We start from the raw sequence: 25,094 nt of genomic DNA, 5'->3' as shown, positions 1-25,094 counted from the left end.
GAAAACGAAGCGCTTTGGCCTAAACTATCTCTCCGCTCCGAAGGTCCGCTTCCTGGCAGACCGTCAATGTCAGCAGTTGGCGCTATTCGGCGGCGGATTGAGAGTTTCGCAGTTCTCGGCCTCTTTCATACCAGGGTCTGGAGCGGTTCACGATCCAGACCACAGTCAGCATCACGGGTACCTCGATCAGGACGCCGACCACTGTCGCGAGCGCCGCCCCGGAGTTGAAGCCGAACAGGCTGATCGCGGCGGCGACGGCGAGCTCGAAGAAGTTCGAGGCGCCGATCAGCGCGGACGGCCCCGCGACGCAATGCTGCTCGCCGACGATCCGGTTCAGCACGTAGGCCAGTCCGGCGTTCAGGTAGACCTGGATCAGGATCGGCACCGCCAAGAGCGCGATCACCATCGGCTGGGCGAGGATCTGTTCGCCCTGGAAGCCGAAGAGCAGGACGAGGGTGGCGAGCAGCGCCACGAGCGAAACCGGCCCCAGGCGAGCGAGCAGCCTGTCGAGCGCGGCCTGTCCGCCCTTCGCCAGAACGCTGCTGCGAACGAGCTGCGCGACGATCACGGGGATGGCGATGTAGAGCACGACCGAGAGGACGAGCGTTCCCCATGGCACGGTGATCGCCGACAGGCCCAGCAGCAGGCCGACGATCGGCGCAAAGGCGACGACCATGATGGCGTCGTTCAGTGCGACCTGGCTCAGCGTGAAATGCGGCTCGCCCTTGGTCAGGTTCGACCAGACGAAGACCATCGCGGTGCAGGGCGCAGCCGCCAGGATGATAAGACCGGCGATGTAGCTGTTGATCTGCTCGGCCGGGAGCCATGGCCGGAACAGCCAGGCGATGAAGAACCAACCGAGCGCCGCCATCGAGAACGGCTTCACCGCCCAGTTGATGAAGAGAGTGACGCCGATCCCGCGCCAGTGGCGGCCGACCTGCCCGAGCGCCGCGAAGTCTATCTTCAGCAGCATCGGGATGACCATGAGCCAGATCAGGACCGCAACGGGAAGGTTGACCTTGGCGACCTCGGCCGCGCCGATGGCCTGGAAGACGCCCGGCATGACATGGCCGAGCGCGATCCCGACCACGATGCACAGCGCGACCCAGATGGTCAGGTAGCGTTCGAAGGTGGACATAGTGACCTCAGGCGAGAGCGGCAGGGCGACCGGAGGCATCGACGACGAGCTCGCCATCCTCCTTGCGGAACTCCCCGCGCTGCGGCGGCAGTAGGGAGAGAACAGCCTCTGATGGTCGACAGAGCTTCACGCCCTTGGGCGAAACGACCAGCGGGCGGTTCATCAGGACGGGATTGGTCTCGATCGCTTCGATCAGGACATGGTCGGAAAGGCTCGGATCGCCGAGGCCGAGCTCGGCGAAGGGCGTGCCCTTCTCGCGCAGAATTTCGCGAACCGTCAGCCCGGCACGGTCGAGAAGCTGTTTCAGCAGCGCCCGGCTCGGCGGCGTCTTCAGATACTCGATGACATGCGGCTCGACGCCAGCATTGCGGATCAGGCCGAGCGTGTTCCGGGACGTCCCGCAGGCCGGGTTGTGGTAGATGATGATGTCGATCGGCTCATCAGACATCCGCATTGGCCTTCGGTGGGCAGCAAGGCGTGAGCTCGGCCATCAGCGGTACGCAGATCTCCGGGCGGCCGCCGCAGCAATCCTTGAGGAGGAAGGAGAGGACCGATCGAAGCGCGTCGAGATCGGCTCGATAGACGATTGAGCGGCTGAAACGCTCGGAGCGAATGAGACCCGCCCGGTTCAGGATGCCGAGGTGCGACGACATCGTGTTGTGTGGGACCTCGAGGCGCCGCGCGACCTCTCCCGCCGCCAGCCCCTCGGGCTCGGCGCCCACGAGAATGCGGAACACTTCGAGGCGGGTGCCTTGCGCCAGGGCCGCCAAAGCGAGGATGGTTTGCTCATTTTCCATATGTCGAGATTTATCGACATATACGTAACCACGCAAGGCCCCTGCTTTCAGGGTGGGGCGGCCAATATCGTGACGGCGCCAAATGTCTGCTCTCTGGCGGCAGCTCAATGTCAGCAGTTGGCGTTCAGATGTCGTCGACTTGGAGGGCAAATCGATTCCTCACCTCCGCCAACACACCCAGGAATTCGCGAACGAGCTGAGGTTGCGGGCGCCCTGGCGGAAAGACGAGATGCTTGCGGAAATGCAGGGCTGGCTCAAAGTGCAAAACTCTGAAGCCTGAGCGGTCTAGCCCTGGGATTGCAGCGGGATTGACCAAGCCGATTCCCGCTGCTTCCGAGGCCAAAGCACATACGGTTGCAGAATGCTCGACGTCCACGACGACGCGGGGCCTCACCTGAGCGACGGCGAAGGCGGCATGGAGATCACGGGACAGGCGTTCGTCGAAATCAAGCCGCAGGAACGGCTGGTCGTGCAGGTCCTCCGGTCTGATCACCGCCCGCGCCGCGAGAGGATGATCGCGTGGGATGACCGCCACCATCCGATAGTCGGCGAAGTGCTGATGCTCGATGCCATTCAGGTCGACCTCTTCCGAGCAGAGTCCGAGATCGAACTGCCCGGACGCAACGAGATCCCGAACCTGGCTCGATGACTGAACCTGAAGCGTCACATTGATCCGCGGGAAAGCCTTGGGTCGAAACTGGCCCATAGCGGTCTCTGGGAGCGTCCGCTTTGCGGCACTCTAAAGCGTTTCCGGTTAATCGGGCTCAGCCGGACCGCTTGAAGCATTTGCAGCGAAGAGGTCGATGAACGGGCCGACGGCGTTCAACAACGCAGTGAAGTTGCGTTCAGCCTTGGCTCGGACAATTTCCCTAGCTTGGCGATAGCGTTCCCGACGGAGGGTGCGGATGCCTCCTACCCCCGGCGTCGCACGCGCGATAGCCGACGGTGACGGGACCGGCTCGAACCATTCTCACATCATGCTGCCCCTTGGCGACCAGCCCTTGAGAAGATCGTCGAAGAGCACAGGCTCTACGACCGCGGCATGGGCCGGCAGAGGCGAGCCGTTGATGATGCCCGTGGCGGTGGCCGGGCCGTGATATCCCTTTGCAAGCTCGGCGAGCGTCAGGCTGGCGCGCTGGATGGCCGCCGCGATCGCCTTTGCGTATCTCTGGCGGCTGGCCTCGTCGACCTTCAGACCGCGGGCAGCGAGATCGGCATCCGCCTCCCGTAGGCACCAGGCTTCAAGTTCCTGGATCTTGCCGCCTTCGACATCGAGAACCGCGAGGTCGATCGGCGGGCGATCCTCCCAGATCGACGGCGCTGGCGCAAAGAGCCTCGTGCCGAGCTCGATCGGCCAGGGCTGTTCGCTCGGATTATCCCGATAGCGGGCCAGCCAGGTGTCATGAGCGCTGCGGGCGAACTCATGCGCCTCGCGCTCACTGAGTGAACGTGGGCCGGCCTTCAGATTTGCCCAGCGCGTCTCGACGGCGGCGAGCGCCTCCAGTTGTTTGATCTTGGCCTCGGCCGGATCGCGTGTTCCAAGACTTTGCTTCTCCTCGGTTTTGCCGAGCAGCGTCCGCAACTCGTCCGGGACGCGCTTGCGGAGCCAGTAGATGCCGGTCTTTGGATGCTTCCAGGGACGGGCCATTGCGAGGGCCACGTGTACCACTCGGGCCGCTGCAAGCCTTTGATTTGCCTTAGCTCTCTGGAAAATTAACCCCTTACGGGATTGCTGGCGGACAGGGCGGGATTCGAACCCGCGATACGGTTTCCCGTATACACACTTTCCAGGCGTGCGCCTTCAACCACTCGGCCACCTGTCCGGCGCGCTGCTTATGACTGCCGGCCCGCCATCTTTCAAGGCCCGAGATGCAGGGTTTTGCACAATCGCGGTAAATCGTGCTCACCCGGTTGCGATCTCCGGCAGGCAAGGCCACATCTGGTGGCCTGAGCCGGCATGCCGGCCGACGGCACGCGGCGCAGCCTGTCGCGGCGGATGCGACAGGGAGCGGGTGGTGCGGTTTCTTCTCCGGTTGATCGGGTATCTGGTCGTCGCTGCCGGCTTCGTCGCGCTGGTGATCGACGGTGCCAGGTCGATCGCCAACGCTGGCCTGCGCTTCACGCCGGTCGGCGAGGTGCTGAGCGCTGTCATCCAGGAACGCTATCAGCTCATCCAGCCGACGATCGAACGCAACATCCACCCCTGGCTCTGGGACCCGGTCCTGCTGACGGTCCTGCGCTCGCCTGTGGCCCTGGCCGCACTGCTGTTCGGCTTCGCGTTGCTCTGGCTGGGGCGGCGTCCGCAGGAGGCTATCGGCATCGTCACGCGTCGGTGATGGCGCGTCCGCGTTCCCACCCCTGTCCGAACGGGCTCCAGGCGCTTACATAGGCGTCGAGCCCGAACGAACGGAGCCAATGATGTTCTCCCTGCGCAAGAAGACCGAGATTCCGACTGCCGCCGAGGCGCTGCCTGGCCGCCCCACGGCGATCCCCACCGCCGAAACTCATTTCGTCAACGGCCGCCCGCTGGCCGGTCCCCACCCGGAAGGGCTCCGCAAGGCCGTCTTCGGCCTCGGCTGCTTCTGGGGCGCCGAGCGCAAGTTCTGGCAGAGCGGCGAGGGCATCTGGGTCACGGCCGTCGGCTATGCCGGCGGTTCGACGCCCAACCCAACCTATGAGGAGGTCTGCAGCGGCCTGACCGGCCATACCGAAATCGTCCTCGTGGTCTTCGATCCCGCCAGGATCGCCTATGAGGATCTGCTCAAGATCTTCTGGGAGAACCACGACCCGACCCAGGGCATGCGTCAGGGCGGCGATATCGGCACGCAGTATCGCTCGGCGATCTACACCTATGACGCCGAGCAGCAGGAGGCGGCCGAGCGCTCGCGCGCCGAATACGCCAAGGCTCTGGCCGCTGGCGGTTACGGCCCGATCACCACCGAGATCCGCGCGGCGCCGACGCTCTATTTCGCCGAGGACTACCACCAGCAGTATCTGGCGAAGAACCCGGGCGGCTATTGCGGCTTGGGCGGCACCGGGGTCGCCTGCCAGATCGGCCTCGGCGTCGAGGCCTGACGACAAGGGGAGGCATTGCCTCCCTTTTTTTGCCCTGTTGAGTTCCTGATATGTTCTTGCGTTGCTGCTGAAGCTTCGCTAGCTTTCCCGTGGGGCAGGGGAGCGAAGCCGAAATGGTGGCGCGGGTCGCGACGGTGGCGTTCGAAGGCATCGAGGCACGCGCCGTCGACGTTCAGGTCCAGATCGCGCCGGGCGGCGTCGCCTTCGTGCTGGTCGGCCTCCCCGACAAGGCCGTCGCAGAGAGCCGCGAGCGGGTGCGTGCTGCACTCCTTGCTTCAGGGCTCGCCCTGCCAGCCAAACGCGTCACCGTGAACCTAGCGCCGGCTGATATGCCCAAGGAAGGCAGCCATTACGATCTGCCGATCGCGCTTGCCGTGATGGCGGCGATCGGAGCGATTCCCGCCGATGCCCTCGCGGGCTATGCGGTGCTCGGCGAACTCGCGCTCGACGGCTCGATCGCGCCGGTCGCGGGCGTCCTGCCCGCGGCGATCGCGGCCTACGCGAAAGGGCAGGGGCTGATCTGCCCGGCGGCTTCGGGCCCGGAAGCGGCCTGGGCGGCGGCCGATATCGACATCCTGGCGCCACGCTCGCTGATCCAGCTCGCCAATCACTTCAAGGGCACGCAGGTGATGGCCAGGCCCGAGCCAGCGGTGGCGCGTCAGGCCGGGCCCTTGCCCGATCTCGCCGACGTCAAGGGTCAGGAAAGCGCGCGGCGCGTGCTCGAGATCGCGGCGGCCGGCGGGCACAACCTTCTGATGAACGGGCCGCCGGGGGCCGGCAAGTCGATGCTGGCGAGCCGCCTGCCCTCGATCCTGCCGCCGCTCGCGCCGCGCGAGCTGCTCGAAGTCTCGATGGTCCTCTCCGTCGCCGGGAAGCTGGCCGATGGCGCCTTGACCGACCGGCGGCCTTTCCGGGCGCCGCACCATTCCGCTTCGATGGCGGCGCTCGTCGGTGGCGGCCTCCAGGCTCGTCCGGGCGAGGTCTCGCTCGCCCATCACGGCGTGCTTTTCCTCGACGAATTGCCGGAATTCCAGCCGCAGGCGCTCGATGCTCTGCGCCAGCCGATGGAGACCGGAGACGTCCTGATCTCCCGCGCCAATCACCGCGTCGTCTATCCCGCGCGTTTCCAGCTCGTCGCCGCAATGAACCCCTGCCGCTGCGGTCGGGCGACCGAACCTGGCTACGCCTGCCGCCGCCAGCCGAACGACCGCTGCATGGCGCAGTACCAGGCGCGCGTCTCCGGCCCGCTGCTCGACCGGATCGACATTGCGATCGACGTGCCTGCTGTCACGGCGGCGGATCTGATCCGGCCGGCTGCGGGCGAGAGCTCGGCGACGGTCGCGGCGCGTGTTGCCGCCGCTCGCCGCATTCAGGCGGCGCGTTTCGAGGAACTCGGTCTCGGCCACGTCCTGACCAATGCCGCCTGTCCGGTCCCGGTGATCGAAGAGGTCGCGCGGCCGGACAATGCCGGGCTCGCGCTCCTGCGCGACGCCGCCGAGGCTTTGCGATTGACCGCGCGCGCCTATCACCGCGTATTGAAGGTCGCCCGCACCCTTGCCGATCTCGACGACGAGGCGAAGGTCGGCCGGCGTCATCTCGCGGAAGCCTTGTCTTATCGGGCGCGTGGCGAGGATCTCGTGCAGGCCGCCTGAGGCCGAGGGTTAACGGACCCTCCTCTCCAACCGGTCGAATTAGCGGCTTTACCCGGCCGCTTTTTCAAGGCGATCTGCGTAGATCGAAGGGCATGGCTTCTTCGATCTGGTCATGGCTTTCTCTTGCGCTCGTAGCGCTGCTCCTTTCGGCTGCGTGGGGCGTTCTGTCGCTGCTGCGCCAGCGTGACGGCCTGCGCCGGCAAGTGACGGGCCTCGCCCATGATGCCGAGGCCCTCAACGACCGGCTCTGGAATCTCGCCGACAGCGAAGAGCGCTATCGCAGCCTGATCGAGGCCCAGGGCGACCTGATCGTCCGGCGGGACGGAGCGCTGATCGTCTATGCCAATCGGGCCTATGCGGCTTTGTTCGGTGCGGGGGAGCAGGACCTCGTCGGCAGCGAGATGCTCCTGCCGCAGCTCGCCAGCCGGCCGCTCGTGCTGTTGGAAGGCGGCGCCCGCAGCTTCGACGAATGCCTCGCGACCTATGAGGGCGAGCGCTGGATCTCCTGGGTCGAGACAGCCGTGCCCGGCCCGGACGGCCGCACGCTGATCCAGCGCGTCGGCCGCGACATCACGGCGCGCATCGCCAGCGAAGATGCGCTGGTCGAGGCGCGGGCGCGGGCGGAAGCCGCGAACGAGGCGAAATCGCGCTTCCTCGCGACCGTCAGCCATGAATTTCGCACGCCGCTCAACGGCATTCTCGGCATGGCCGACCTCCTGACCGATACCGGCCCCGATGCTGAGCAGGCGACCTATGTCGCGGCCCTGCGCACCTCCGGCGAGGCGCTGCTGGCGCTGGTCGACGACATTCTCGATTTCGCCAAGGTCGAGGCCGGCAAGCTGGAGCTGGTCGCGGAGCCCTTCGACCTTGTCCAGCTCGTCGAGACCGTCGCGGAGCTGATGGCGCCGCGCGCGCAGGCCAAGGGGCTGGAGCTCGCCGCCCATATTGCGCCCGACCTGCCGGTGAGGCTGGTCGGCGATCGCGACCGTTTGCGCCAGATCCTGCTGAACCTCGTCGGCAATGCCGTGAAGTTCACGGAAGCGGGCGGTGTGGGGCTCAGCCTCGTCCGGGTTGGCGATCGCATCGAGATCACCATCGCGGATACCGGTCCGGGCATTCCGGCCGACCGGCTCGACACGATCTTCGGCGAGTTCGAGCAGCTCGACCACGGCGCGGCCGCGCGGCAGCCCGGCACCGGGCTCGGCCTTGCGATCGTGCGCCGTCTCGCGCGCCTGATGGGTGGCGAGGTCAGGGTCGAAAGCCGGCTTGGCGAGGGCGCGACCTTTCGTGTCATCCTGCCTCTTCAGGCCGCGTCCGACACGCCGGAAGCGCGGATCCCGCATTGGCCGGACCAGCATGTCCTGCTCGTCTCGCCGGCGCCTTTCGCGGTCCGCTTTCTGGCCGAAACCATCCGGACGACCGGCGCATCCGTCTCGGTCGCCGGCACGGTCGAGGCCGCGCGCGCGAAGCTTGCCGGGGCAATCCCGGTCACGGCTGTGCTGATCGATCATGCGCTCGGTGATGCGCCGGCAAAGGAGTTCGCGGGAGCCGTGGCGGAGGCTGGCATCCGGGACTGCCTGATCCTGTTGTCGCCCCATGCGCGCCGCCAGTTCGGATCGCCTCAGGCGGCAGGTTTCACCGGCTTTCTGATCAAGCCGGTGCGGACGCGCTCGCTCTACGAGCAGCTTGGAAATCGCTTCCAGCCGGGGCGGCCGGTGATGGCTGGTGCTGCGTTATCCGGCGCTATGCCGATGCGGCAGCCGGGCACTGGCCTGACGGTACTGGTCGCGGAAGACAACGAGATCAACGCACTGCTCGCGACACGCACGCTGGAGCGCTTCGGCTGCACGGCGATCTGGGCGCGCGACGGGCGCGAGGCCCTGAAGCGCGTGGAGGCGAGCTTTGCCGGCGTGGCGCCGCCACTGGCGCTGGCCCTGCTCGATGTGCGGATGCCGGTGATGACAGGGCTCGATTGCGCCCGCGCCATCCGCGCGCTGGAAAAGCGCCTCGGCCGCGGTGCGATGCTGCCGCTAGTGGCCGTCACCGCCAATGTGTCGGCCACCGACCGGGCCGCAGCCTTTGCGGCCGGGATGGATGATTGCCTGGCGAAACCACTGGAGCGCGAGGCCCTGCTGCGCTGGCTGGAACGCGTGTCGCAAGGGACGGCCGGCAGCCTGTCGGCTTGACGGCCGTCATCGCTCCGACGCAGTTTCGTCGCGAAGTTGTAAGATCATCGGAGCAAGCCTACCTCATGCCGGTAGCGGCAGGAGATGAGAGAAGCGATGGCATTGCACGTTTCTGGAAGCAAGAACGCGCTGCCCAGCCGGTTTTCAGCCGGCAATCCGTTCTCGCGCTTCGCCCCGTTGATATTGATGAAGGGCGGAGCCATGCGCCGGTCGGGCGCCGGGATCGATGAAGCGCCGCTGTCCGGAACCCTGGGCCGGATCGGCTCGCTCGAGGTGCGGCTGGCCCGCGGCCCGCGCGAGGTCTGGCGGGCGCAGCGCCTGCGCTACCGCGTCTTCTATCAGGAGATGTCCGCCAAGCCCGACGTGATCTCGCGCATGTTCCGCCGCGATGCCGATCGCTTCGACAAGGCCTGCGACCATCTCCTTGTTATCGATCACGCTGCGCGCGGGCGCTTCGGCGGCATCAAGCCCAAGGTCGTCGGCACCTATCGCCTGATGCGCCAGAGCGCCGCCGAGCGTCTCGGCGGCTTCTATACCCAGGGCGAATACGATCTTGGCCCGATGCTGGCGCGCCATCCCGGCGGCCGCTTCCTCGAACTCGGCCGCTCCTGCGTGCTGCAGCCCTACCGCACGAAGCGGACGGTCGAATTGCTCTGGTCCGGTATCTGGGCTTATCTCCAGCATCACCGCATCGACGCGATGTTCGGTTGCGCCTCCTTCGACGGCACCGATCCCGACGCCCTGGCGCTGCCGCTGAGCTTCCTGCACCATCAGGCCCGCTCGGAGGGCGACTGGGCCGCGACCGCCCATGCCGATCAGTTCGTCGGCATGGATCGCCTGCCGCCGGAGATGGTCGATGCCAAGCTCGCCCTCAAGCAGTTGCCGCCCCTGATCAAGGGTTACCTGCGCATCGGCGCCCGCTTCGGCACCGGCGCGGTCGTCGACCGCCAGTTCGGCACCACCGACGTGCTGGTCGTGCTGCCGGTCTCGGCGATCGACAAGCGCTATACCGACTACTATGGCGGCGAAGGCCCCCGGCACGCCGCCTGACTATTCGCCGGCTGCGGCCAGGGCTCGCAGCGCCTCGCGATAGGTCGGGTAGCGGAAGGCATAGCCGAGTTCCCGCTTCACCAGCGCGTTCGAGACGCGTTTGCTCTCGCCGTAGAAACTTGCCGCCATCGGCGAGAGCTTCGCCTGCTCGAACGGGATTTCCGGTGGCGGTTCGAGACGTGTCAGCTCGGCCGCGAAGGTGATGACGTCCTGCGGCGGGCCGGGCTCGTCATCCGTGACGTTGTAGATCGCTCCCTGCCGCGGCTTGGCCAGCGAAGCCATGAGCACGCCCGCGATATCGTCGACATGGATGCGGTTGAACACCTGCCCCGGCTTGATCAGGCGGTTCGCCGTGCCGCTGCGCAGCTTGGTGATGGCGTTGCGGCCGGGGCCGTAGATGCCCGACAAGCGGAAGATCTGCACGGGTTTGCCGCTGTCGCGCCCGAGCTGCAGCCAGGCCTCCTCGATCTCGACGCGCTGGCGGGTGCGGGCGTTGGTCGGTGCCGGCGGCGTGGTCTCATCGATCCAGCCGCCGCCCTGGTCGCCATAGACGCCGATCGTCGAGAGATAGCCGATCCAGCGCAGGTTCGGCGCCGCCATCAGCGCCGCGCGCAAGGGGCCGAGCGCCGGGTCGCCGTCCTCGGCCGGCTGCACCGAGATTAGCACGGCGTCCGCCTCCGCCACCGCCTTGGCGAGCGGGGACGACACCGCGAAGCCGCCGAAGACCAGCGTCCGGATGCCCTGGCGGCTGAGCTCTGCCGCCTTCTCGGCGGAGCGGACGGTGCCCGTCACCTCCCAGCCCTGCGCCAGCGCGGCGCGCGCGAAGAACCCGGCCGAGTAGCCGAGGCCGAGGATCAGGATATTCATGCGGCGTCTTCCGTCTGGGGCATGAGCGCGTGCCATTCGGCGCGCACCTGAGGGTCGGTTTCGTCTTGGAGCCCTGCGGTGGCAAGCCCTCTCGCACGCCCGGCATCGAGCCGCCCCAGCGCCCAGACCGCCATGGCGCGGACCAGCGGCGAGGGATCGGCGAGATGGGGCAGGGCGCTGTCGATCAGCGCAGGCCGGCCGCTATTGCCGATCGCTATCAGCACATTCCGCAGGAAGCGGTCGCGTCCGGTACGCTTCACCGGCGTGCCCGCGAAAAGCGTACGGAAACTTGGATCATCGAGACGGGCGAGCGCGGCGAGGTCGAGCCCGTCGAGCTCGTCCTTGAGGGCGAGCCGGGTTTCCTGCGCGGCTTCGGCGAACTTGTTCCAGGGGCAGACGGCGAGGCAATCGTCGCAGCCGAAGACGCGGTTGCCGATGCCGGGACGAAGGCCCGCATCGATATGGCCGGCATGTTCGATGGTGAGATAGGCGATGCAGCGGCGGGCATCGAGCTGGTAGGGCGCCGGGAAGGCATCGGTCGGGCAGATGTCGAGGCAGCGCCGGCAGGAGCCGCAATGGTCGCGCTCGGCCGCGTCTGCCGGCAGTTCGGCGGTGGTGTAGATCGCCCCTAACAGCAGCCAGGAGCCGTGCTCGCGCGAGACCAGCACGGTGTGCTTGCCCTGCCAGCCGAGCCCGGCCGCCTGCGCCAGCGGCTTCTCCATGACGGGAGCGGTGTCGACGAAGACCTTGACGTCGGCGCCGCCGCGCGCGGCGAGCAGGCCGGCGACGCTCTTCAGCTTGCCCTTGATGACGTCGTGATAGTCACGCCGTCTCGCATAGAGCGAGATCGCCGCCTTCTCTGGCTGGGCGAGCATGGCGAGCGGATCGCCTTCTCCGGCATAGTTCATGCCGAGCATGACGACGGAGCGGACCTCGCTCCAAAGCTGGCGCGGATCGGCGCGCTGCGCCTGCCGTTCCGCCATCCAGTCCATCTCGCCCTGATAGCCATGGGCGAGCCAGGCTTCGAGGCGCTCCGGCGCCTGCGGGATCGCATCGGCCGCGGCGACGCGCATGACCGCGAAGCCCTCAGTGAGCGCCCGTGCTTCAACGGCGCGCTTGAGTTTCTCGCCGTTCAAAAATCCAGATTGTCGTAATGGGCGCTCGGAGCCATGCCGGCTATGCGGTCGCTCAGGAGCGGCCGGAAGCTCGGTCTCGACTTGATCCTCGCATACCATGCGCGAGCCGCCTCATCCTCTTCCCAGGGCACGTCGCCGAGATAGTCGACGCAGGACAGATGTGCCGCCGCCGCGAGATCGGCATAGCTCATCTGCGCCCCCGCGAGCCAGTTCCGCTTGGCCAGGAGCCAGGAAATATAGCGCAGATGATAGCGCACATTGGCGCGCGCCGCGCGGATCGTGCTCATATCGGGCGAGCCGCCGCCATCGTCGCGGCTCATGAAGCGCTTCATCACCTTTTCCAGCACAAGCGGGCCGGTGATCTCCTCATGAAACTTGATGTTGAACCAGTCGAGCAGGCGGCGCACCTCGACGCGCTCGCCCGGCCCTTCCGGCAGCAGGCGGCGATCGCCGAGCGCGAGGCCCCGCGTCTCGTCGAGATACTCCGAGATCGGCCCGGCGCCGGGGACGGCGAGGCCGTTCTGCTCCTGGAAGACGGGCGTCGTGCCCGCGGTGTTGAGCTCGATGAACTCCCGCCGGCGCTCCCAGACGCGTTCCTCGACCAGTTCGGCCTCCATGCCGAACTCGCTGAGCGCGAGGCGGATGAAACGCGAATGCGGGCATAGCGGGTAATGATAAAGGGTCGCCATGGCACTCATGAGGACTGTGAAGCAGGCAAAATGCGACGGAAGCAGGGCCGCCGGGCTTGCAGCGACCCGATAGGCGACGGCGGCTTGCTATAATCATGCCGGAAAAACGCCACAACCCGCGACGACGGCGATACCCGCAATTTGCCGCTGCTGCTTCGCAAAGTGGTAACCAATTTGCAAAGAGCTGGGCGTAAGCCGGCGACAGGCCGGTGCGGATCGAAATCCGCGAGGCCTGATTCGCGCGAGGAAAGTCTTCCATGCACAACCTGATCGAAGCCTTCATTCTCGGCATCGTCGAGGGTCTCACCGAGTTCCTGCCGGTCTCCTCGACCGGGCATTTGCTCCTGCTCGGCCATTTCCTCGGCTTCGAATCCAACGGCAAGACCTTCGAGGTCCTGGTCCAGCTTGGCGCGATCCTGGCGATCACGCTGGTCTATTTCCGCCGTCTGCTCGATATCGCCTTGCGTATCCCCAGCGACCCGTCGGCGCGGCGTTTCGTCATCGGCGTGCTCATCGCCTTCCTCCCGGCGGCCGTGATCGGCGCCTTGCTGCACAGCTTCATCAAGGGCGTGCTGTTCAACCCCTTCATCGTCTGCTGCACGCTGATCGCCGGCGGCCTGATCCTGCTCGTCGTCGACGAACTGGAATTGCAGGAGAAGCACACCGATGCGACGACCTTCCCGCTGCCGATGTATTTCAAGATCGGTCTGATCCAGTGCCTGGCGATGGTGCCGGGCGTCTCGCGCTCGGGCTCGACCATCGTCGGCGCCATGCTGCTCGGAGCCAGCAAGCGCGCGGCGGCCGAGTTCTCCTTCTTCCTGGCAATGCCGACCATGGCCGGCGCCTTCGCCTATGACCTGCTCAAGAGCTACAAGTTCCTGACCTTCGACGATGGCGTCATGATCGGCGTCGGCTTCGTCGCCGCCTTCATCTCGGCCCTGATCGTGGTGAGGAGTTTCCTCGACTTCGTCTCGAAGCGCGGCTTCGCGCCCTTCGCCTGGTGGCGCATCATCGTCGGCATGGTCGGCCTCGCCGGCCTCTGGATCGTCGGCTGATCAGGCCGGTCGCGCCGGGTCGTTGAGCGAGTCGGCGAGCGTCGGCGTCCGGCTCGGCGCCAGTTGCGGCAGCGAGGCCGTCTGCCGCTCGATCATGCGGTGGACCACCGGCGGGTTCGGGCCGCTATGCAGCGCGCGGACCTGCTCGCCGATCTCGGCATCGGCCTGGGTGACGCGCTGGTTCTGGCGGACATACTCGACCCAGGTCGGGCTGTCATAGCGCTCGATCCAGAGCGTCGGGTCGGTCAGGTCGCGCAGCAGCGTCCAATGCCGGGCGCCGTCGCGGCGCCGGATGCGTCGCCGCTCCGCCATCACGGTCAGGAAGGCGACGACGTCCTCGGGCTTGATGATGTACTCGATGGTGACGATGACCGGGCCGGAGCGCGGCTCGATATCGACCGCGACCTTAGGCTCGCGCCAGCGGCTGAGCGGGTCGAGATTGAGTGCCTCGAGCGGCGGCAGCCGGTAGCGCAGACCCAGTATCGCTCCGGCGATCAAGACAACAGCCGACATCAGCAGCGCCTTCTCGACGCCGAAATGCAGCGCCGAGCGGCCCCAGGCCCAGCTGCCGATCGCCATGCCGCCGAAGGTTGCCATCTGGTACATCGCCAGCGCCCGGCCGACGACCCAGCGCGGCGCCGAGAGCTGCACCGTCGCGTTGAAAGTCGAGAGCGCCAGGACCCAGCAGGCACCGCAGACGCACAAGCCCGCCATGGCCAGCCAGATCGTCTTGCTGAAGGCGATCAGCGTGACGCCGCAGGCATAGGCGATGAAGGTCGAGCGCACGAGCGCTTCCGTGCTCATCGCCCGGCGCAGGCGCGCACTCATGAAGGCGCCGGCCACCGCGCCGGCGCCGAAGGCGCCGAGCAGTACGCCATAGGTCAACGGGCCGCCGCGGACGAGGTCGCGCGCGATCAGCGGCAGCAGCGCCAGGCCGACGATGGCGCCGAAGCCGTAGACGAAGGCGCGCAGCGTGACCGTGCGGATATTCGGGGACATCGCGACATAGCGGATGCCGGCGCTCATCGCGATGAACAAAGTCTCGCGCGGCAGCAGGCGCTCGACCTTGGGCGGCTGCCAGCGCGTCAGCACGACGAGCAGCGGGATATAGCTGAAGGCATTGATGATGAAGGCGGCGACCGCGCCCGCCGCCGCGACGATCGCGCCGCCGATCGCCGGTCCGACGCTGCGGGCGATGTTGAACGCGACGCTGTTCAGCGTCACCGCCGCCGGCACGTCCCGGCGCGGGACCATGTCGCCGACCGAGGATTGCCAGGCCGGGTTGTTCAGCGCCGTGCCGCAGCCGATCAGGAAGGTGAAGGTCAGCAGCAGCCAGGGCGTGATCAGCCCGAACCAGGCGCTGACCGCGAGCCCTATCGAGACCGCCAGCATGAAGACCTGGGCGGTCAGCAGAATCTTGCGCCGGTCGTAATTGTCGGCGATGGCCCCCGCCGCCAGCGAAAACAGCATCACCGGCAGCGTCGTCGAGGCCTGGACCAGTGCCACCATCTCCGCCGAGGGCGAGATCGAGGCCATCATCCAGGACGCGCCGACCGCCTGGACGAGGCCGCCGAAATTTGAGACCAGGCTGGCGAACCAGACGGCGCGGAAGATTGGCTGCTGTAGCGGAACGAAGGGCGAAACCCGGGCTTGGGTAGGCTTGATGCCCTCCGAGGCGAGCTCGGCTTCTACGACATCGGCCGTGGGCTGGGCGTGCTGGTCGTCAGGCATGTCATAGGGTTAGAGCATGAGTGCTGGAGGGGGAAACCCTTTCCATCTGGAAGATGTCGAAACTTGGAAAGTTTGTCTCTTCACGCAGCGCGTGCGGGAGCGGGCTGGCGTGCCTGCCGTGGCTTGCGGGCGCGCAGGCCATGACCGAGCGCCACCGCGAGGCCCGCGAGCGCGACCCAATGCGCCGGTCGGATCGAGGCATAGTCCTGATAGATCAGGATGTCGGCATTGGCCTGGAAGACCAGCCAGGCCGAGACGCCGGAAGTGGCCGCATACCAGCCGGCTTCGAGGCCGGCGGTGAGCAGGCCCGCGAGAAGCGCCAAGCCCGCAAGCACCGGCACGGAGACGGGCAGTTTCCAGCGGTAAAGCCCGCGATAGAGCATCAGCAGCAGGAACAGCCCGCTCATCAGCACCGGCTCGGTGACGTCGATCTTCGATTGCAGCGCGAAATGCAGCAGCGCCAGCATCGCGATCGGATAGACGAGATTGTGCAGGCGCTGCCAGTTCTTGCCGAGGCGGCGGATCATGCCGTCGGTCGAGGTTACGCCCTGCGCGACGAGGCCGATCAGCGCGACGAAGCCGATGGTCAGGTAGAAGCGCTTGACGATCTCCGAGACGATCAGCCCCCAGTCGAAGGCCATGTCGATGCAGTAGAGCCCGAGATGCCCGAGCGCATAGGCCATGACGCCGAGGCCGAGCATGCGGCGGATGCCGATCAGCTTGCCCCAGTCGAACAGGCGCCGGAACGGCGAGACCGCGAGCGTCGCGATGAGGATTCTGACCGTCCACGTCCCGGTCTGGTGGATCGCCTGCGTCCAGGGCTTGGAGCCGAGCTGGTGCATCCAGGCCGCATAGAGCAGCATGAGCGCGGGCACGAGCAGCAGCGCGAAGGCGGCAGCCCGCAGGCCGGAGAACCGGCCCTGCCGGTCGGTCCAGGGCAGCCAGGTTCGTAAGCCGGTATTTGCGGGGCGGGCGCTCATGACCCCGGCATAAACGATGGGGTCGGCCCCTGTCCTGCACGTCTGGACACAAGCGCGTGAATGGGTTGTCCTGCCCGCCCTTTCAATCGGGTTTGGTCATGGCTTCCAGCACTCCCATCGTCGTCTTCGATGTCGGCAACGTCCTGCTGCGCTGGGATGCGCGGCTGATCTATCGCTCGCTGATCCCCGAGCCCGAGCGGCTCGACTGGTTCATGCAGAACATCTGCACGGGCGACTGGAATCTGGAGCAGGATCGCGGCCGCTCCTGGGAGGAGGGCGTGGCGCTGCTCGTCAAGCAGCACCCGGAATGGGAGCGCGAGATCCGCGCCTTCGATGAAAGCTGGCACGACAGCGTGCCCCATACCATCGCCGACAGCGTCGCGGTGCTGGAGGAGCTGAAAGGGCAGGGCGAGAAGGTCTACGCCATCACCAATTTCTCGCGCGAGAAATGGGCGGAATGCCTGGTCCGCTTCCCGTTCCTGCAGAGCTTCGACGGCGTCGTCGTTTCAGCCCATGAGCGGATGCTGAAGCCGGAGCGCGCGATCTACGAGGTGCTGTTCGATCGCTATGGCCTGACGGCCGGGGACTGCATCTTCGTCGATGACAGCGAGAAGAACGTGGTGGGGGCCCGCGCCGCCGGCATGCGGACCGTCCATTTCGTCGAGCCCATCGACCTGCGCGCCGAATTGCGCGGTCTGGGCGTCAGGCTCTGACGAGCAGAGCCTGACGTGTGAGAGCGCGGGCGTTCAGGCCGCGCTTTTGATCGCGACGGTCGGCACGAGGCCGGCGGCATCGACGCCGCGGGCTTCGCCGACCAGCCGGGCGCCGGCCTTGGTCGCGAGGAAATCGGCGAGGACGGCGTCTTCCTGGCGCACGAAGCCCTTGGCGGGCAGCTTGCCGGCGAGGAAGAGCTCGACCATCGCGACGCAGCCGGCGGCGGTGGTGAGCTGGATCGCGCCGAGCTCGTCATTGCCGTCATAGCGCAGCACGACGCTCTCCTCCTCGAGGCGGCCGCGGCGCTCGCCGACACCGGTCACGAAGATCACGACCACGTCCTTGCGGGTGAAGGGCGCGGAATGCGTCAGGATACGGCGCAGCGTCTCGCGGTCGTCGGCGAGGTCGAGGTCGCGCAGCAGCAGCTTCATGATCTCGGCATGGCCGGGATAGCGCAGCGTCTTGTAGCTCATGTTGCGGACCTTGCCGGCGAGCGTCTCGGTCAGGGTGCCCAGCCCGCCCGAGGTGTTGAAGGCTTCGTAGGCGACGCCGTCGATCATGACGCTCTCGATGCCTTCGAGCGCCGGCACCAGGGTCGGCTGGCCGTCGAAGACGATCTCGCAGGGGTTGCAGTATTCGTTGATCAGGCCGTCGACCGACCAGGTCACGTTGTAGCGCAGCGCATTGGTCGGATAGAGCGGCAGCGCGCCGACGCGCATCTTGATGGCGCGGACATTCTCGAAGCGCGCGGCCATGTCGGCGCCGAGGATGCAGATGAAGCCCGGAGCCAGGCCGCATTGCGGGACGAGCGCGACATCGGAGGTCTCGCCGAGTTCCTTGATATAGGCCGTGGTGGCGACGTCCTCGGTCAGGTCGAAATAATGGGTCTTGGTCTCGGCGGCGACCTTGGCGATGCCCTTGTTCAGGAAATAGGGGCAGGCGCTGACGACGATATCGCGGTCTTTCAGGAACACGCGCAGCGCGTCGAGATTGGACGCATCGACGGTCTCGGTGGCGAAACGGCCGCCGGCCGCGTGCTTGAGCTGCGCGGCGGAAGCGTCGGCCAGCGTCACCTGATGGCCCTGCTCGGCCAGCATGCCGGCGATGATGACGCCGATCTGGCCGGCGCCGAGCACGGCAATGCGCTTCTGGATGGTCATGTGCGATCTCCTGGTGGGTCTCGGGCAGGCCAGGAGCCTCCCCCTCGATGCGGAGCATCGCCGTAAGCCGTGCAGGCTTTAACAAGCGGATCGCCGGGGGAGGGTGTTATGATCAGTCAATTCGATGGGATATGCTGAAGAATGATGAGAAACGGTACGGGCCGCGACGGCCTCGTCCTCAGCGTTCGAACTTGCGGGCCAGAATCACCGAGGAGATGGTCCGGCGTACGCCTTCCATTTCGGCGATCCAGTCGATGATCGTGTCGAGGTCGCTGGAGGTCTCGCACTCGATCTTGACGCTCAGGTCGAAATGGCCGCTCAGCGTGTGGCACTGGACGATTTCCGGCCGTTTCTTCAGCGCCGCGACGACGCCGCCCTGCTGTTTCATCTCCAGCTCGATCATGATCAGCGCCGCGATCGTGGTCGCCGGCCGGCTCGCTTTGCCGAGGATCGTTGTATAGCCGGCGATGACGCCGTCGCGTTCGAGCCGGCTGAGCCGGCCCTGCGCCGTCGCGCGGGAGACGCCGAGCTGCTTGGCGATCTCCGACAGCGGCAGGCGGGCGTTCTCGGTGAGGATGCGGATGAGCTCGCGGTCCTTTGCGGCGTCTGACGGCCGTGCCATGTCGTCTCCAGCGGTTCGGCGGGCCGTCATATAGCAGGGAAATCCCACAGTCTCGCAAGAGCACGGATCGCGGCGGCCGTCGCGAAGCTTTCACCTGCCAAGCAGCGGGCATTCGCCCGAAAAGGAACATCTTGTCGTCCGAAGCATTGTCGGCACGCCGGAGGGGACTTGCTTCGAGGTGCAAATCGGAGTGGCATGCCGTCCGGCGGCAGCACGCTTTGCCATGGAGAACGCCATGTTCAGGACTTTCATTCTCGCATCAGCATCGGCCTTCGCGCTCGCCTCCTTCTCCGTGGCGCCCGCCTCGGCGCTGACGATGAAGGAATGCAGTGCCAAGTATCAGGACGCCAAGAAGGCCAATACGCTGAAGGGCCAGAAGTGGAACGATTTCCGCAAGGCCCAGTGCGGCGATGACGACGCCAACGATGCCGATGCCGCTGCTGCGGTGCCGGAGACCGCGGCCCCCGCGACGACGACCGCTGCGGCCCCCGCTGCCAAGCCAGCCGGCAGGGCCAAGGCTGCCGTCTTCCCGAAGGCTGTCGCGCAGAAATACTCGAACGAGAGCGCCGGCAAGGCCCGCCTCAAGACCTGCGCCGACCAGTACAACGCCAACAAGGCGGCCAATGCCAATGGCGAGCTCAAGTGGATCGAGAAGGGCGGCGGCTACTGGAGCCAGTGCAACACCAAGCTGAAGAGCTGATCCTTAGCCAGACGCAAGTTTCCGGAACGCCGCGCCGCAAGGCGTGGCGTTTCCATTTCTACAGCGATTGCGAAGGGCGCGATCCTGAATCGGTCGGCCGGCTCGGTGCCGTATTGTCCGGCCGCTGCCCTTTGCCGATCATCTCGCCGCGCGAGCGGATGATATGCGCCGTGACCACCTCCTGGACGCGCTTCTCCGCGGCATCGCGCACGGCGTTGCGATTGGCTGGCCGCCCGTCCTCGTTCTCGATGATCTCGATCGTGGCATTGGTCAGGGCATCGACATCGCCCTTGCAGAACAGCATCGCGGCCTTGGCGACGACCTCGGCTTTTTCGTCGGTGAGCAGCATCGTCGCGCCCTCGCGGCCGATGCAGGCCAGCATCTTGGTGCGGATCAGGTCGCGCGTTTTTTCCAGCAGCGCCTTCTTCTCGGCCCGCGCCGCGCGTTCCTGCTCCGTCGGCTGAGGCGTCTGGGCCTGGGCGGGCGCACCGGGCGTGACCGGCCCGCGCACATTGGCACTCTGCTTCACGCATTCGACCAGCGCCGGCAGCATCTCGCCGGTCGAGGTCAGCGCGAAGGTATAGCGCGCGTCATTGGCGACCAGTTCGAGATAGCGCCCTTGCCGGAAAGCATTGATCAGGGCGGATTGGGCGGGCATGGCGATGGTGACCAGCGTCGGCGACTTGATATTGGCGGTCACGTCGATGGTCGAGCTGCGGTCGAAGACGAGCTGCAATTTGAGGGTCTCGCCGGTCCTGAGCTTCCATTCCGGCTTCGAGAAGCCGAGCAGCCAGGAGAATTGCGCGGTCACCGAGGTCAGCATCGTGACGCCGCTCTTGTAGCGGGCGCTGACGGCGCAATGCGAGAAGGCGCCGGTCTGGTCGTTGGTGAAGGTGCCGCCCGACCAGTTGCCGACGACGATCTTGCCGAACGGGCCGGCGGCTGCCGCCGGCAAGGACAGAAGACAGCTCAGGGCGACGATCGCGGCCCGCATCCAATTTCCTCCCTTGAGACCCCGTCTCAAGGCTAAAGCAGGATGGCGGCCGGGGGGAACCCGCTTTTTCGTCAGGCGGCCTCGCGCCGGAGCGGGCGCAGCAGCACGGCAAGGAGATCGCTCTGGCTGACGAGGCCAACCAGGCGCTCCCGGTCGTCGACGACGATGACGGCATGGTGGCGGCCATCGGTGAGGGTGGCGATGAGGTCGACGGCCGGCTCGTCCAGGCGCGCGATCACGGCAGGGGACATCACGTCGCGCACGCGCAGGCCCGGATGCGTCAGTTCGCGCAGGCCGACCGTGCCGAGCACCTTGTTCTCGCGGTCGACCACCGGCAGCGTCCGGACCGCATGGTCGAGCAGCAGGCGGCGGGCGGTCTCGATATCGTCATGCTGGTCGACCCGGATGAGATCGCGGGACATGATGTCGGCGCAGCGCGGCAGGTCACGGTTGCGGGCAAGGGCATGCAATTCGACGCGCCGCATCAGCCGGTCGAGATCGTCCCGGTCGATGTCGAAGGCCTCGCCGACGTCATTCAATGCGGCATCGATATCGGCTTCGGTGAAGCCGACGCGCTGTGCGGAGGGCAAGTCCTTCGTGCCGTGAGCATTCGCGGGCGCTTGCGCGCGATGCGGATAGCTGTGGCTGGAGAAGCGATGGAAGGCCACGCCGAGCAGGGTCAGCACCAGCGCATTGAGGCCGACCGGAACGAAGGCGAAGCCGAGCCCGTAGGTCGCGACGGCCGGCCCGCCGAGCGCCGCGGTCAGCGCGGCCGCGCCGCCCGGCGGATGCAGACAGCGCAACAGCGACATCGCCGCGATGGCGAATGCCACCGCGCAGCCGGCCGCGACCGCAGGTTCCGGCACATAGCGGCTGACGAGGAGGCCGATCAAGGCCGAGACGGTGTTGCCGCCCACGATCGGCCAGGGTTGCGCCAGCGGGCTCGACGGGATCGCGAAGAGCAGCAGCGCAGACGCCCCCATCGGCGCGACGAGCAGCGGCAGATGCGGATCGTTGCCGAGCAGCAGGCTGCAGATCAGCCCGGTTGCGCCGACACAAACGAGCGCGCCGACGCAGGAGACCAGACGGTCACGCCAGGTCGCGCCGGCCAGAAGCGGCACGAAGAACCGGCAGCGCGAGCGCTCTGGAGAGGGAGGGGAAACCGAACTCATGACGGCCGATTGGGCTGCTCAAATTGTGTGCAGGCTCAATAGGCGGATCGTGTTTGGCGGAGCAACGTCATTCTGCCGTCGAACCGGCCGTTTTTCTGCAAAAGGCCGAAACGTCTTTCCGCGCGCCGCGATTGGGGAATTTCGATCTAGCGAGGTCGCCCGGTCGGATTGGCCGGGCGACCCGCAATCATCAATCGACGACGCGCACGGCGCCCTTGGCCGCGCTCGTCGTCGTCGCGGCATAGGCCTTCAGCGCGGTCGTGACCTTGCGCTTGCGCGGGGCGGCCGGCTTCCAGGCATCCTTGCCCTTCGCCTCCATCGCGGCGCGGCGGCGCGCCAGTTCCTCGTCGGAAACCTCAAGCGAGATGCCGCGATTGGGGATGTCGATCGCGATGATGTCGCCGCTTTCGACCAGGCCGATCGCGCCGCCCTCGGCAGCTTCCGGCGAGACATGGCCGATCGAGAGGCCGGAGGAGCCGCCCGAGAAACGCCCGTCCGTGATCAGCGCGCAGGCTTTTCCGAGGCCCTTCGACTTCAGGTAGCTCGTCGGATAGAGCATTTCCTGCATGCCCGGCCCGCCGCGCGGCCCCTCATAGCGGATCAGCACGATATCGCCGGGATTGACCTTGCGGTTGAGGATGCCGTCGACCGCCGCATCCTGGCTCTCGAAGATCACGGCGGGGCCGGAGAACTTGAGGATCGAGGCATCGACGCCCGCCGTTTTCACGATGCAGCCGTCGAGCGCGATATTGCCGAACAGCACGGCAAGTCCGCCATCCTTGGAATAGGCATGTTCCGCGCTGCGGATCACGCCCTTCGCGCGATCGGTGTCGAGTTCGGCGAAGCGCCGATCCTGGCTGAAGGCGGTCTGGGTCGGCACGCCGCCGGGCGCGGCGCTGTAGAAGGAGCGCACCGCCTCGCTATGCGTCTGGGTGATGTCCCAGCGCGCCAGGGCCTCGGCCATGCTCGGGCTGTGCACGGTCGGCAGCGAGGTGTCGATCAGCCCAGCGCGGTCGAGCTCGCCGAGGATCGCCATGATGCCGCCGGCGCGGTGGACGTCCTCCATATGCACGTCTGCGACGGCTGGGGCGACCTTGCACAGCACCGGCACGCGCCGCGACAGCCGGTCGATATCGGCCATGGTGAAGTCGATCTCGGCCTCATGCGCCGCCGCCAGCAGATGCAGCACCGTGTTGGTCGAGCCGCCCATGGCGATGTCGAGCGTCATCGCGTTCTCGAAGGCCTTGAACGAGCCGACATTCCGCGGCAGCACGCTTTCGTCGTCCTGGTCGTAGTAGCGGCGGGCGAGATCGACGATCAGATGGCCGGCCTCGACGAAGAGGCGCTTGCGGTCGGCATGGGTTGCGAGCGTCGAGCCGTTGCCCGGCAAGGCGAGGCCGAGCGCCTCGGTCAGGCAGTTCATCGAATTCGCCGTGAACATGCCCGAGCAGGAGCCGCAGGTCGGGCAAGCCGAGCGCTCGATCACGTCGACCTGCTCGTCGGTATACTTGTCGTCGGCCGCCGCGATCATCGCGTCGACGAGATCGACCTTCTTCAGCACGCCCTCGGCGATGTACTTGCCGGCTTCCATCGGGCCACCCGAGACGAAGACGGTCGGGATGTTCAGGCGCATCGAGGCCATCAGCATGCCGGGCGTGATCTTGTCGCAATTGGAAATGCAGACCATCGCGTCGGCACAATGCGCGTTGACCATGTATTCGACGCTGTCGGCGATCAGCTCGCGCGATGGCAGGCTGTAGAGCATGCCGTCATGGCCCATGGCGATGCCGTCATCGACCGCGATCGTATTGAACTCCTTGGCGACGCCGCCGGCCTTCTCGATCTCGCGCGCGACGAGCTGGCCGAGATCCTGGAGATGGACATGGCCCGGCACGAACTGAGTGAAGGAATTCACCACCGCGATGATCGGCTTGCCGAAATCGCTGTCCTTCATGCCGGTGGCGCGCCACAGGCCGCGGGCGCCGGCCATGTTGCGGCCATGGGTGGAGGTGGCGGATCTCAGCCTGGGCATCTCATGCGTCTCCGTTCGGGCTCCTGATGTCCCGTTGCGCGGCAGGCTATCGCCCCCGCGCCCTGCGACAAAATTGAATTCTTCGATTTCCATGATCGGCACTGCGCATGGCAACCACCGGCCTGCCTATGGGACAGATGGTTTCCGAATTGCCATAACGGCTCTTGCCGAACCGCAAGGGAAGTGAGGACACCGCGCCATGCTGCGCAATATCGACGTCGATCTGCTGCGCGGCTTCGTCACGATCGCGGAGCTCAGGAGCTTCACGCGGGCAGCCGCTGCGCTCTTCCGCAGCCAGTCGACGGTCAGCACCCAGATCCGCCGCCTCGAGGAGCTCGCCGGACAGACCCTGCTGCAGCGCTCGCCCCACGAAGTTCTTCTCACCCGCGCGGGCGAACAGTTCTTGGGCTATGCCCGCCGCATCGTCGCACTGCATGACGAGGCGCTCGACGTCATCAATGCCCAGAGCGTCAGCGGGCGGGTCCGGCTCGCGGTGATGGACGATTACGCCACCATCGTCCTGCCGGAGACCCTGGCGCGCTTCGCCCGCTCGCACCCGGATGTCGAGCTGGAGGTCACGACCGGCTTCACGCGCGATCTCCTGAACAGCCTCGGCGAGGAATTCGATCTGGTGCTCGCGACCCAGAAGGCCGGCGACGGTCGCGGCGAGGTGCTGCGCAAGGAGCAGACGGTCTGGGCCTGCTCGGACCGCAACGCCTTCTCTCTGGAGGAGCCATTGCAGCTCGCCATTCTGAAGGCGCCCAACATGTTTCGTGAATGGGCACTCGACGCCTTGAACGAGGCGGGCCTGCGCTGGCGCATCCTGTTCTCGTCGTCGAGCATCGGCGCCGTCGAGGCGATGGCCGCTTCCGGCGTGGCGCTGACCGTGGTCAAGGCAGGCACGGCCCGCCCCGGTCTTCAGTTGCTGGGGGCCGAGCACGGATTGCCCGCTCTGCCGGCTTCCGAGATCGCGCTGCATCTGGCGCCGGGCCGGGCACCGGCTGCCGTGGCTGCACTCAGCACCTTCCTCGCGGAAGCCCTGAGTGACGCCGCCACTCTTCCCTGAGGGCGTGCCTTTCGAGGCTTCGTCAGGCGGCCTGGAGCAGTGCGGATCGGGCCCGCCAGCAAAAGGGCTCCGAAGCAGCCCCGGCAGCAGTCCATCCGAAGCCCGAAACTCATACTTTCGTATCAAGTGCCTGAATTCATTGCAGAACTCATTTTTGTCGAAAAACTTTCAAAAAGCGCGTTGACAGGAGAAAGGGGTCCCGCCTATAAACCGCCCATCGAGACGGCGCCGCCGCTGAGCGGCGCCTCTTCTGCGCTTCCTTAGGACGCTGGGGCTTA

At 66.6% G+C, this 25,094-nt stretch carries 24 protein-coding genes and 1 tRNA gene; 9 read left to right on the top strand and 16 right to left on the bottom strand.

All coding sequences use genetic code 11. The features are described 5' to 3' along the window. Positions 1-82: 82 nt before the first annotated feature. From arsB to AC07NY_RS23190, 6 genes are all read right to left on the bottom strand, one after another. Positions 83-1,138: an ACR3 family arsenite efflux transporter gene (arsB, locus tag AC07NY_RS23215; protein WP_494585775.1), complete on the bottom strand. Its 1,056-nt coding sequence runs from the start codon at positions 1,136-1,138 to the stop codon at positions 83-85. A gap of 7 nt (positions 1,139-1,145) precedes the next feature. Beyond that, positions 1,146-1,571 carry an arsenate reductase (glutaredoxin) gene (arsC, locus tag AC07NY_RS23210; RefSeq protein WP_494585894.1) on the bottom strand — a complete coding sequence of 142 codons (426 nt, stop codon included), beginning with the start codon at positions 1,569-1,571 and terminating at the stop codon, positions 1,146-1,148. Between the two features lie 7 nt (positions 1,572-1,578). Then, complete coding sequence (locus tag AC07NY_RS23205; RefSeq protein WP_494585893.1) at positions 1,579-1,935, bottom strand: ArsR/SmtB family transcription factor; 357 nt, start codon at positions 1,933-1,935, stop codon at positions 1,579-1,581. Between the two features lie 124 nt (positions 1,936-2,059). Beyond that, entirely contained in the window at positions 2,060-2,641 is a 582-nt protein-coding gene (locus AC07NY_RS23200; RefSeq protein ID WP_494585774.1) for a LysR substrate-binding domain-containing protein, read from the bottom strand. Positions 2,642-2,905: 264 nt separating this feature from the next. Next, a complete protein-coding gene (locus AC07NY_RS23195; protein WP_494585892.1) occupies positions 2,906-3,583 on the bottom strand; it encodes a DUF6538 domain-containing protein in 678 nt (225 codons plus the stop codon). A gap of 85 nt (positions 3,584-3,668) precedes the next feature. Further along, a tRNA-Ser gene (locus AC07NY_RS23190) sits at positions 3,669-3,758 on the bottom strand. Between the two features lie 192 nt (positions 3,759-3,950). Between AC07NY_RS23190 and AC07NY_RS23185 the strand changes: the two genes are divergently transcribed. From AC07NY_RS23185 to olsB, 5 genes are all read left to right on the top strand, one after another. Continuing rightward, entirely contained in the window at positions 3,951-4,271 is a 321-nt protein-coding gene (locus AC07NY_RS23185; RefSeq protein ID WP_494585773.1) for a hypothetical protein, read from the top strand. Positions 4,272-4,353: 82 nt separating this feature from the next. Then, entirely contained in the window at positions 4,354-5,010 is a 657-nt protein-coding gene (msrA, locus tag AC07NY_RS23180; RefSeq protein WP_494585891.1) for a peptide-methionine (S)-S-oxide reductase MsrA, read from the top strand. Positions 5,011-5,123: 113 nt separating this feature from the next. After that, positions 5,124-6,662 carry a YifB family Mg chelatase-like AAA ATPase gene (locus AC07NY_RS23175; RefSeq protein WP_494585772.1) on the top strand — a complete coding sequence of 513 codons (1,539 nt, stop codon included), beginning with the start codon at positions 5,124-5,126 and terminating at the stop codon, positions 6,660-6,662. A 92-nt stretch (positions 6,663-6,754) separates the two neighbouring features. Then, positions 6,755-8,848, top strand: coding sequence for a hybrid sensor histidine kinase/response regulator (locus AC07NY_RS23170; protein WP_494585771.1), 2,094 nt, complete (start codon positions 6,755-6,757; stop codon positions 8,846-8,848). Between the two features lie 96 nt (positions 8,849-8,944). After that, a complete protein-coding gene (gene olsB / locus AC07NY_RS23165; protein ID WP_492286637.1) occupies positions 8,945-9,898 on the top strand; it encodes a l-ornithine N(alpha)-acyltransferase in 954 nt (317 codons plus the stop codon). Here the strand turns inward: olsB and AC07NY_RS23160 are convergent, their stop codons facing one another. Genes AC07NY_RS23160 through AC07NY_RS23150 form a run of 3 tightly spaced genes read right to left on the bottom strand, consistent with a single transcriptional unit; the run spans position 9,899 to position 12,590 of the window. After that, a complete protein-coding gene (locus AC07NY_RS23160) occupies positions 9,899-10,765 on the bottom strand; it encodes an SDR family oxidoreductase (RefSeq protein WP_494585770.1) in 867 nt (288 codons plus the stop codon). After that, a complete protein-coding gene (gene queG, locus AC07NY_RS23155) occupies positions 10,762-11,901 on the bottom strand; it encodes a tRNA epoxyqueuosine(34) reductase QueG (RefSeq protein WP_494585769.1) in 1,140 nt (379 codons plus the stop codon). The genes AC07NY_RS23160 and queG overlap by 4 nt, the downstream gene beginning before the upstream one ends. Then, complete coding sequence (locus tag AC07NY_RS23150) at positions 11,898-12,590, bottom strand: glutathione S-transferase family protein (RefSeq protein ID WP_492286634.1); 693 nt, start codon at positions 12,588-12,590, stop codon at positions 11,898-11,900. The genes queG and AC07NY_RS23150 overlap by 4 nt, the downstream gene beginning before the upstream one ends. A 257-nt stretch (positions 12,591-12,847) precedes the next feature. Between AC07NY_RS23150 and AC07NY_RS23145 the strand changes: the two genes are divergently transcribed. After that, positions 12,848-13,645: an undecaprenyl-diphosphate phosphatase gene (locus tag AC07NY_RS23145; RefSeq protein WP_492286633.1), complete on the top strand. Its 798-nt coding sequence runs from the start codon at positions 12,848-12,850 to the stop codon at positions 13,643-13,645. Here the strand turns inward: AC07NY_RS23145 and AC07NY_RS23140 are convergent, their stop codons facing one another. Then, positions 13,646-15,376, bottom strand: a complete 1,731-nt coding sequence (locus AC07NY_RS23140) for an MFS transporter (protein ID WP_494585768.1) — start codon at positions 15,374-15,376, stop codon at positions 13,646-13,648. A gap of 80 nt (positions 15,377-15,456) precedes the next feature. Then, positions 15,457-16,356, bottom strand: coding sequence for a protein-methionine-sulfoxide reductase heme-binding subunit MsrQ (gene msrQ / locus AC07NY_RS23135; RefSeq protein WP_494585767.1), 900 nt, complete (start codon positions 16,354-16,356; stop codon positions 15,457-15,459). A 98-nt stretch (positions 16,357-16,454) separates the two neighbouring features. On the opposite strand from msrQ, the gene AC07NY_RS23130 reads away from it, so the two are divergent. Continuing rightward, a complete protein-coding gene (locus AC07NY_RS23130) occupies positions 16,455-17,069 on the top strand; it encodes an HAD family hydrolase (RefSeq protein ID WP_494585766.1) in 615 nt (204 codons plus the stop codon). A gap of 33 nt (positions 17,070-17,102) precedes the next feature. Here the strand turns inward: AC07NY_RS23130 and AC07NY_RS23125 are convergent, their stop codons facing one another. Both AC07NY_RS23125 and AC07NY_RS23120 read right to left on the bottom strand, forming a co-directional pair. Next, positions 17,103-18,230, bottom strand: coding sequence for a saccharopine dehydrogenase family protein (locus tag AC07NY_RS23125; protein WP_492286629.1), 1,128 nt, complete (start codon positions 18,228-18,230; stop codon positions 17,103-17,105). A 178-nt stretch (positions 18,231-18,408) separates the two neighbouring features. After that, positions 18,409-18,852: an Lrp/AsnC family transcriptional regulator gene (locus tag AC07NY_RS23120; RefSeq protein ID WP_377844522.1), complete on the bottom strand. Its 444-nt coding sequence runs from the start codon at positions 18,850-18,852 to the stop codon at positions 18,409-18,411. A gap of 235 nt (positions 18,853-19,087) precedes the next feature. Here AC07NY_RS23120 and AC07NY_RS23115 point away from each other — a divergent pair, with 235 nt between their 5' ends. Continuing rightward, positions 19,088-19,552 (top strand): hypothetical protein, encoded by a 465-nt coding sequence (locus tag AC07NY_RS23115; protein WP_494585765.1) that lies wholly within the window; start codon positions 19,088-19,090, stop codon positions 19,550-19,552. Positions 19,553-19,610: 58 nt separating this feature from the next. Here the strand turns inward: AC07NY_RS23115 and AC07NY_RS23110 are convergent, their stop codons facing one another. From AC07NY_RS23110 to ilvD, 3 genes are all read right to left on the bottom strand, one after another. Beyond that, on the bottom strand, positions 19,611-20,546 hold the full coding sequence (locus AC07NY_RS23110) for a hypothetical protein (protein WP_494585764.1): 936 nt from the start codon (positions 20,544-20,546) through the stop codon (positions 19,611-19,613). 71 nt (positions 20,547-20,617) lie between these two features. Beyond that, entirely contained in the window at positions 20,618-21,718 is a 1,101-nt protein-coding gene (locus AC07NY_RS23105) for an HPP family protein (protein WP_494585763.1), read from the bottom strand. 190 nt (positions 21,719-21,908) lie between these two features. Continuing rightward, complete coding sequence (gene ilvD, locus AC07NY_RS23100; protein ID WP_494585762.1) at positions 21,909-23,750, bottom strand: dihydroxy-acid dehydratase; 1,842 nt, start codon at positions 23,748-23,750, stop codon at positions 21,909-21,911. 199 nt (positions 23,751-23,949) lie between these two features. On the opposite strand from ilvD, the gene AC07NY_RS23095 reads away from it, so the two are divergent. Beyond that, positions 23,950-24,816: a LysR substrate-binding domain-containing protein gene (locus tag AC07NY_RS23095; protein WP_494585761.1), complete on the top strand. Its 867-nt coding sequence runs from the start codon at positions 23,950-23,952 to the stop codon at positions 24,814-24,816. Positions 24,817-25,094 lie beyond the last annotated feature (278 nt).

The organism is Allobosea sp. GW821-FHT09G06 (assembly GCF_059416005.1).
This window is presented reverse-complemented; position numbering and strand designations above follow the sequence as displayed.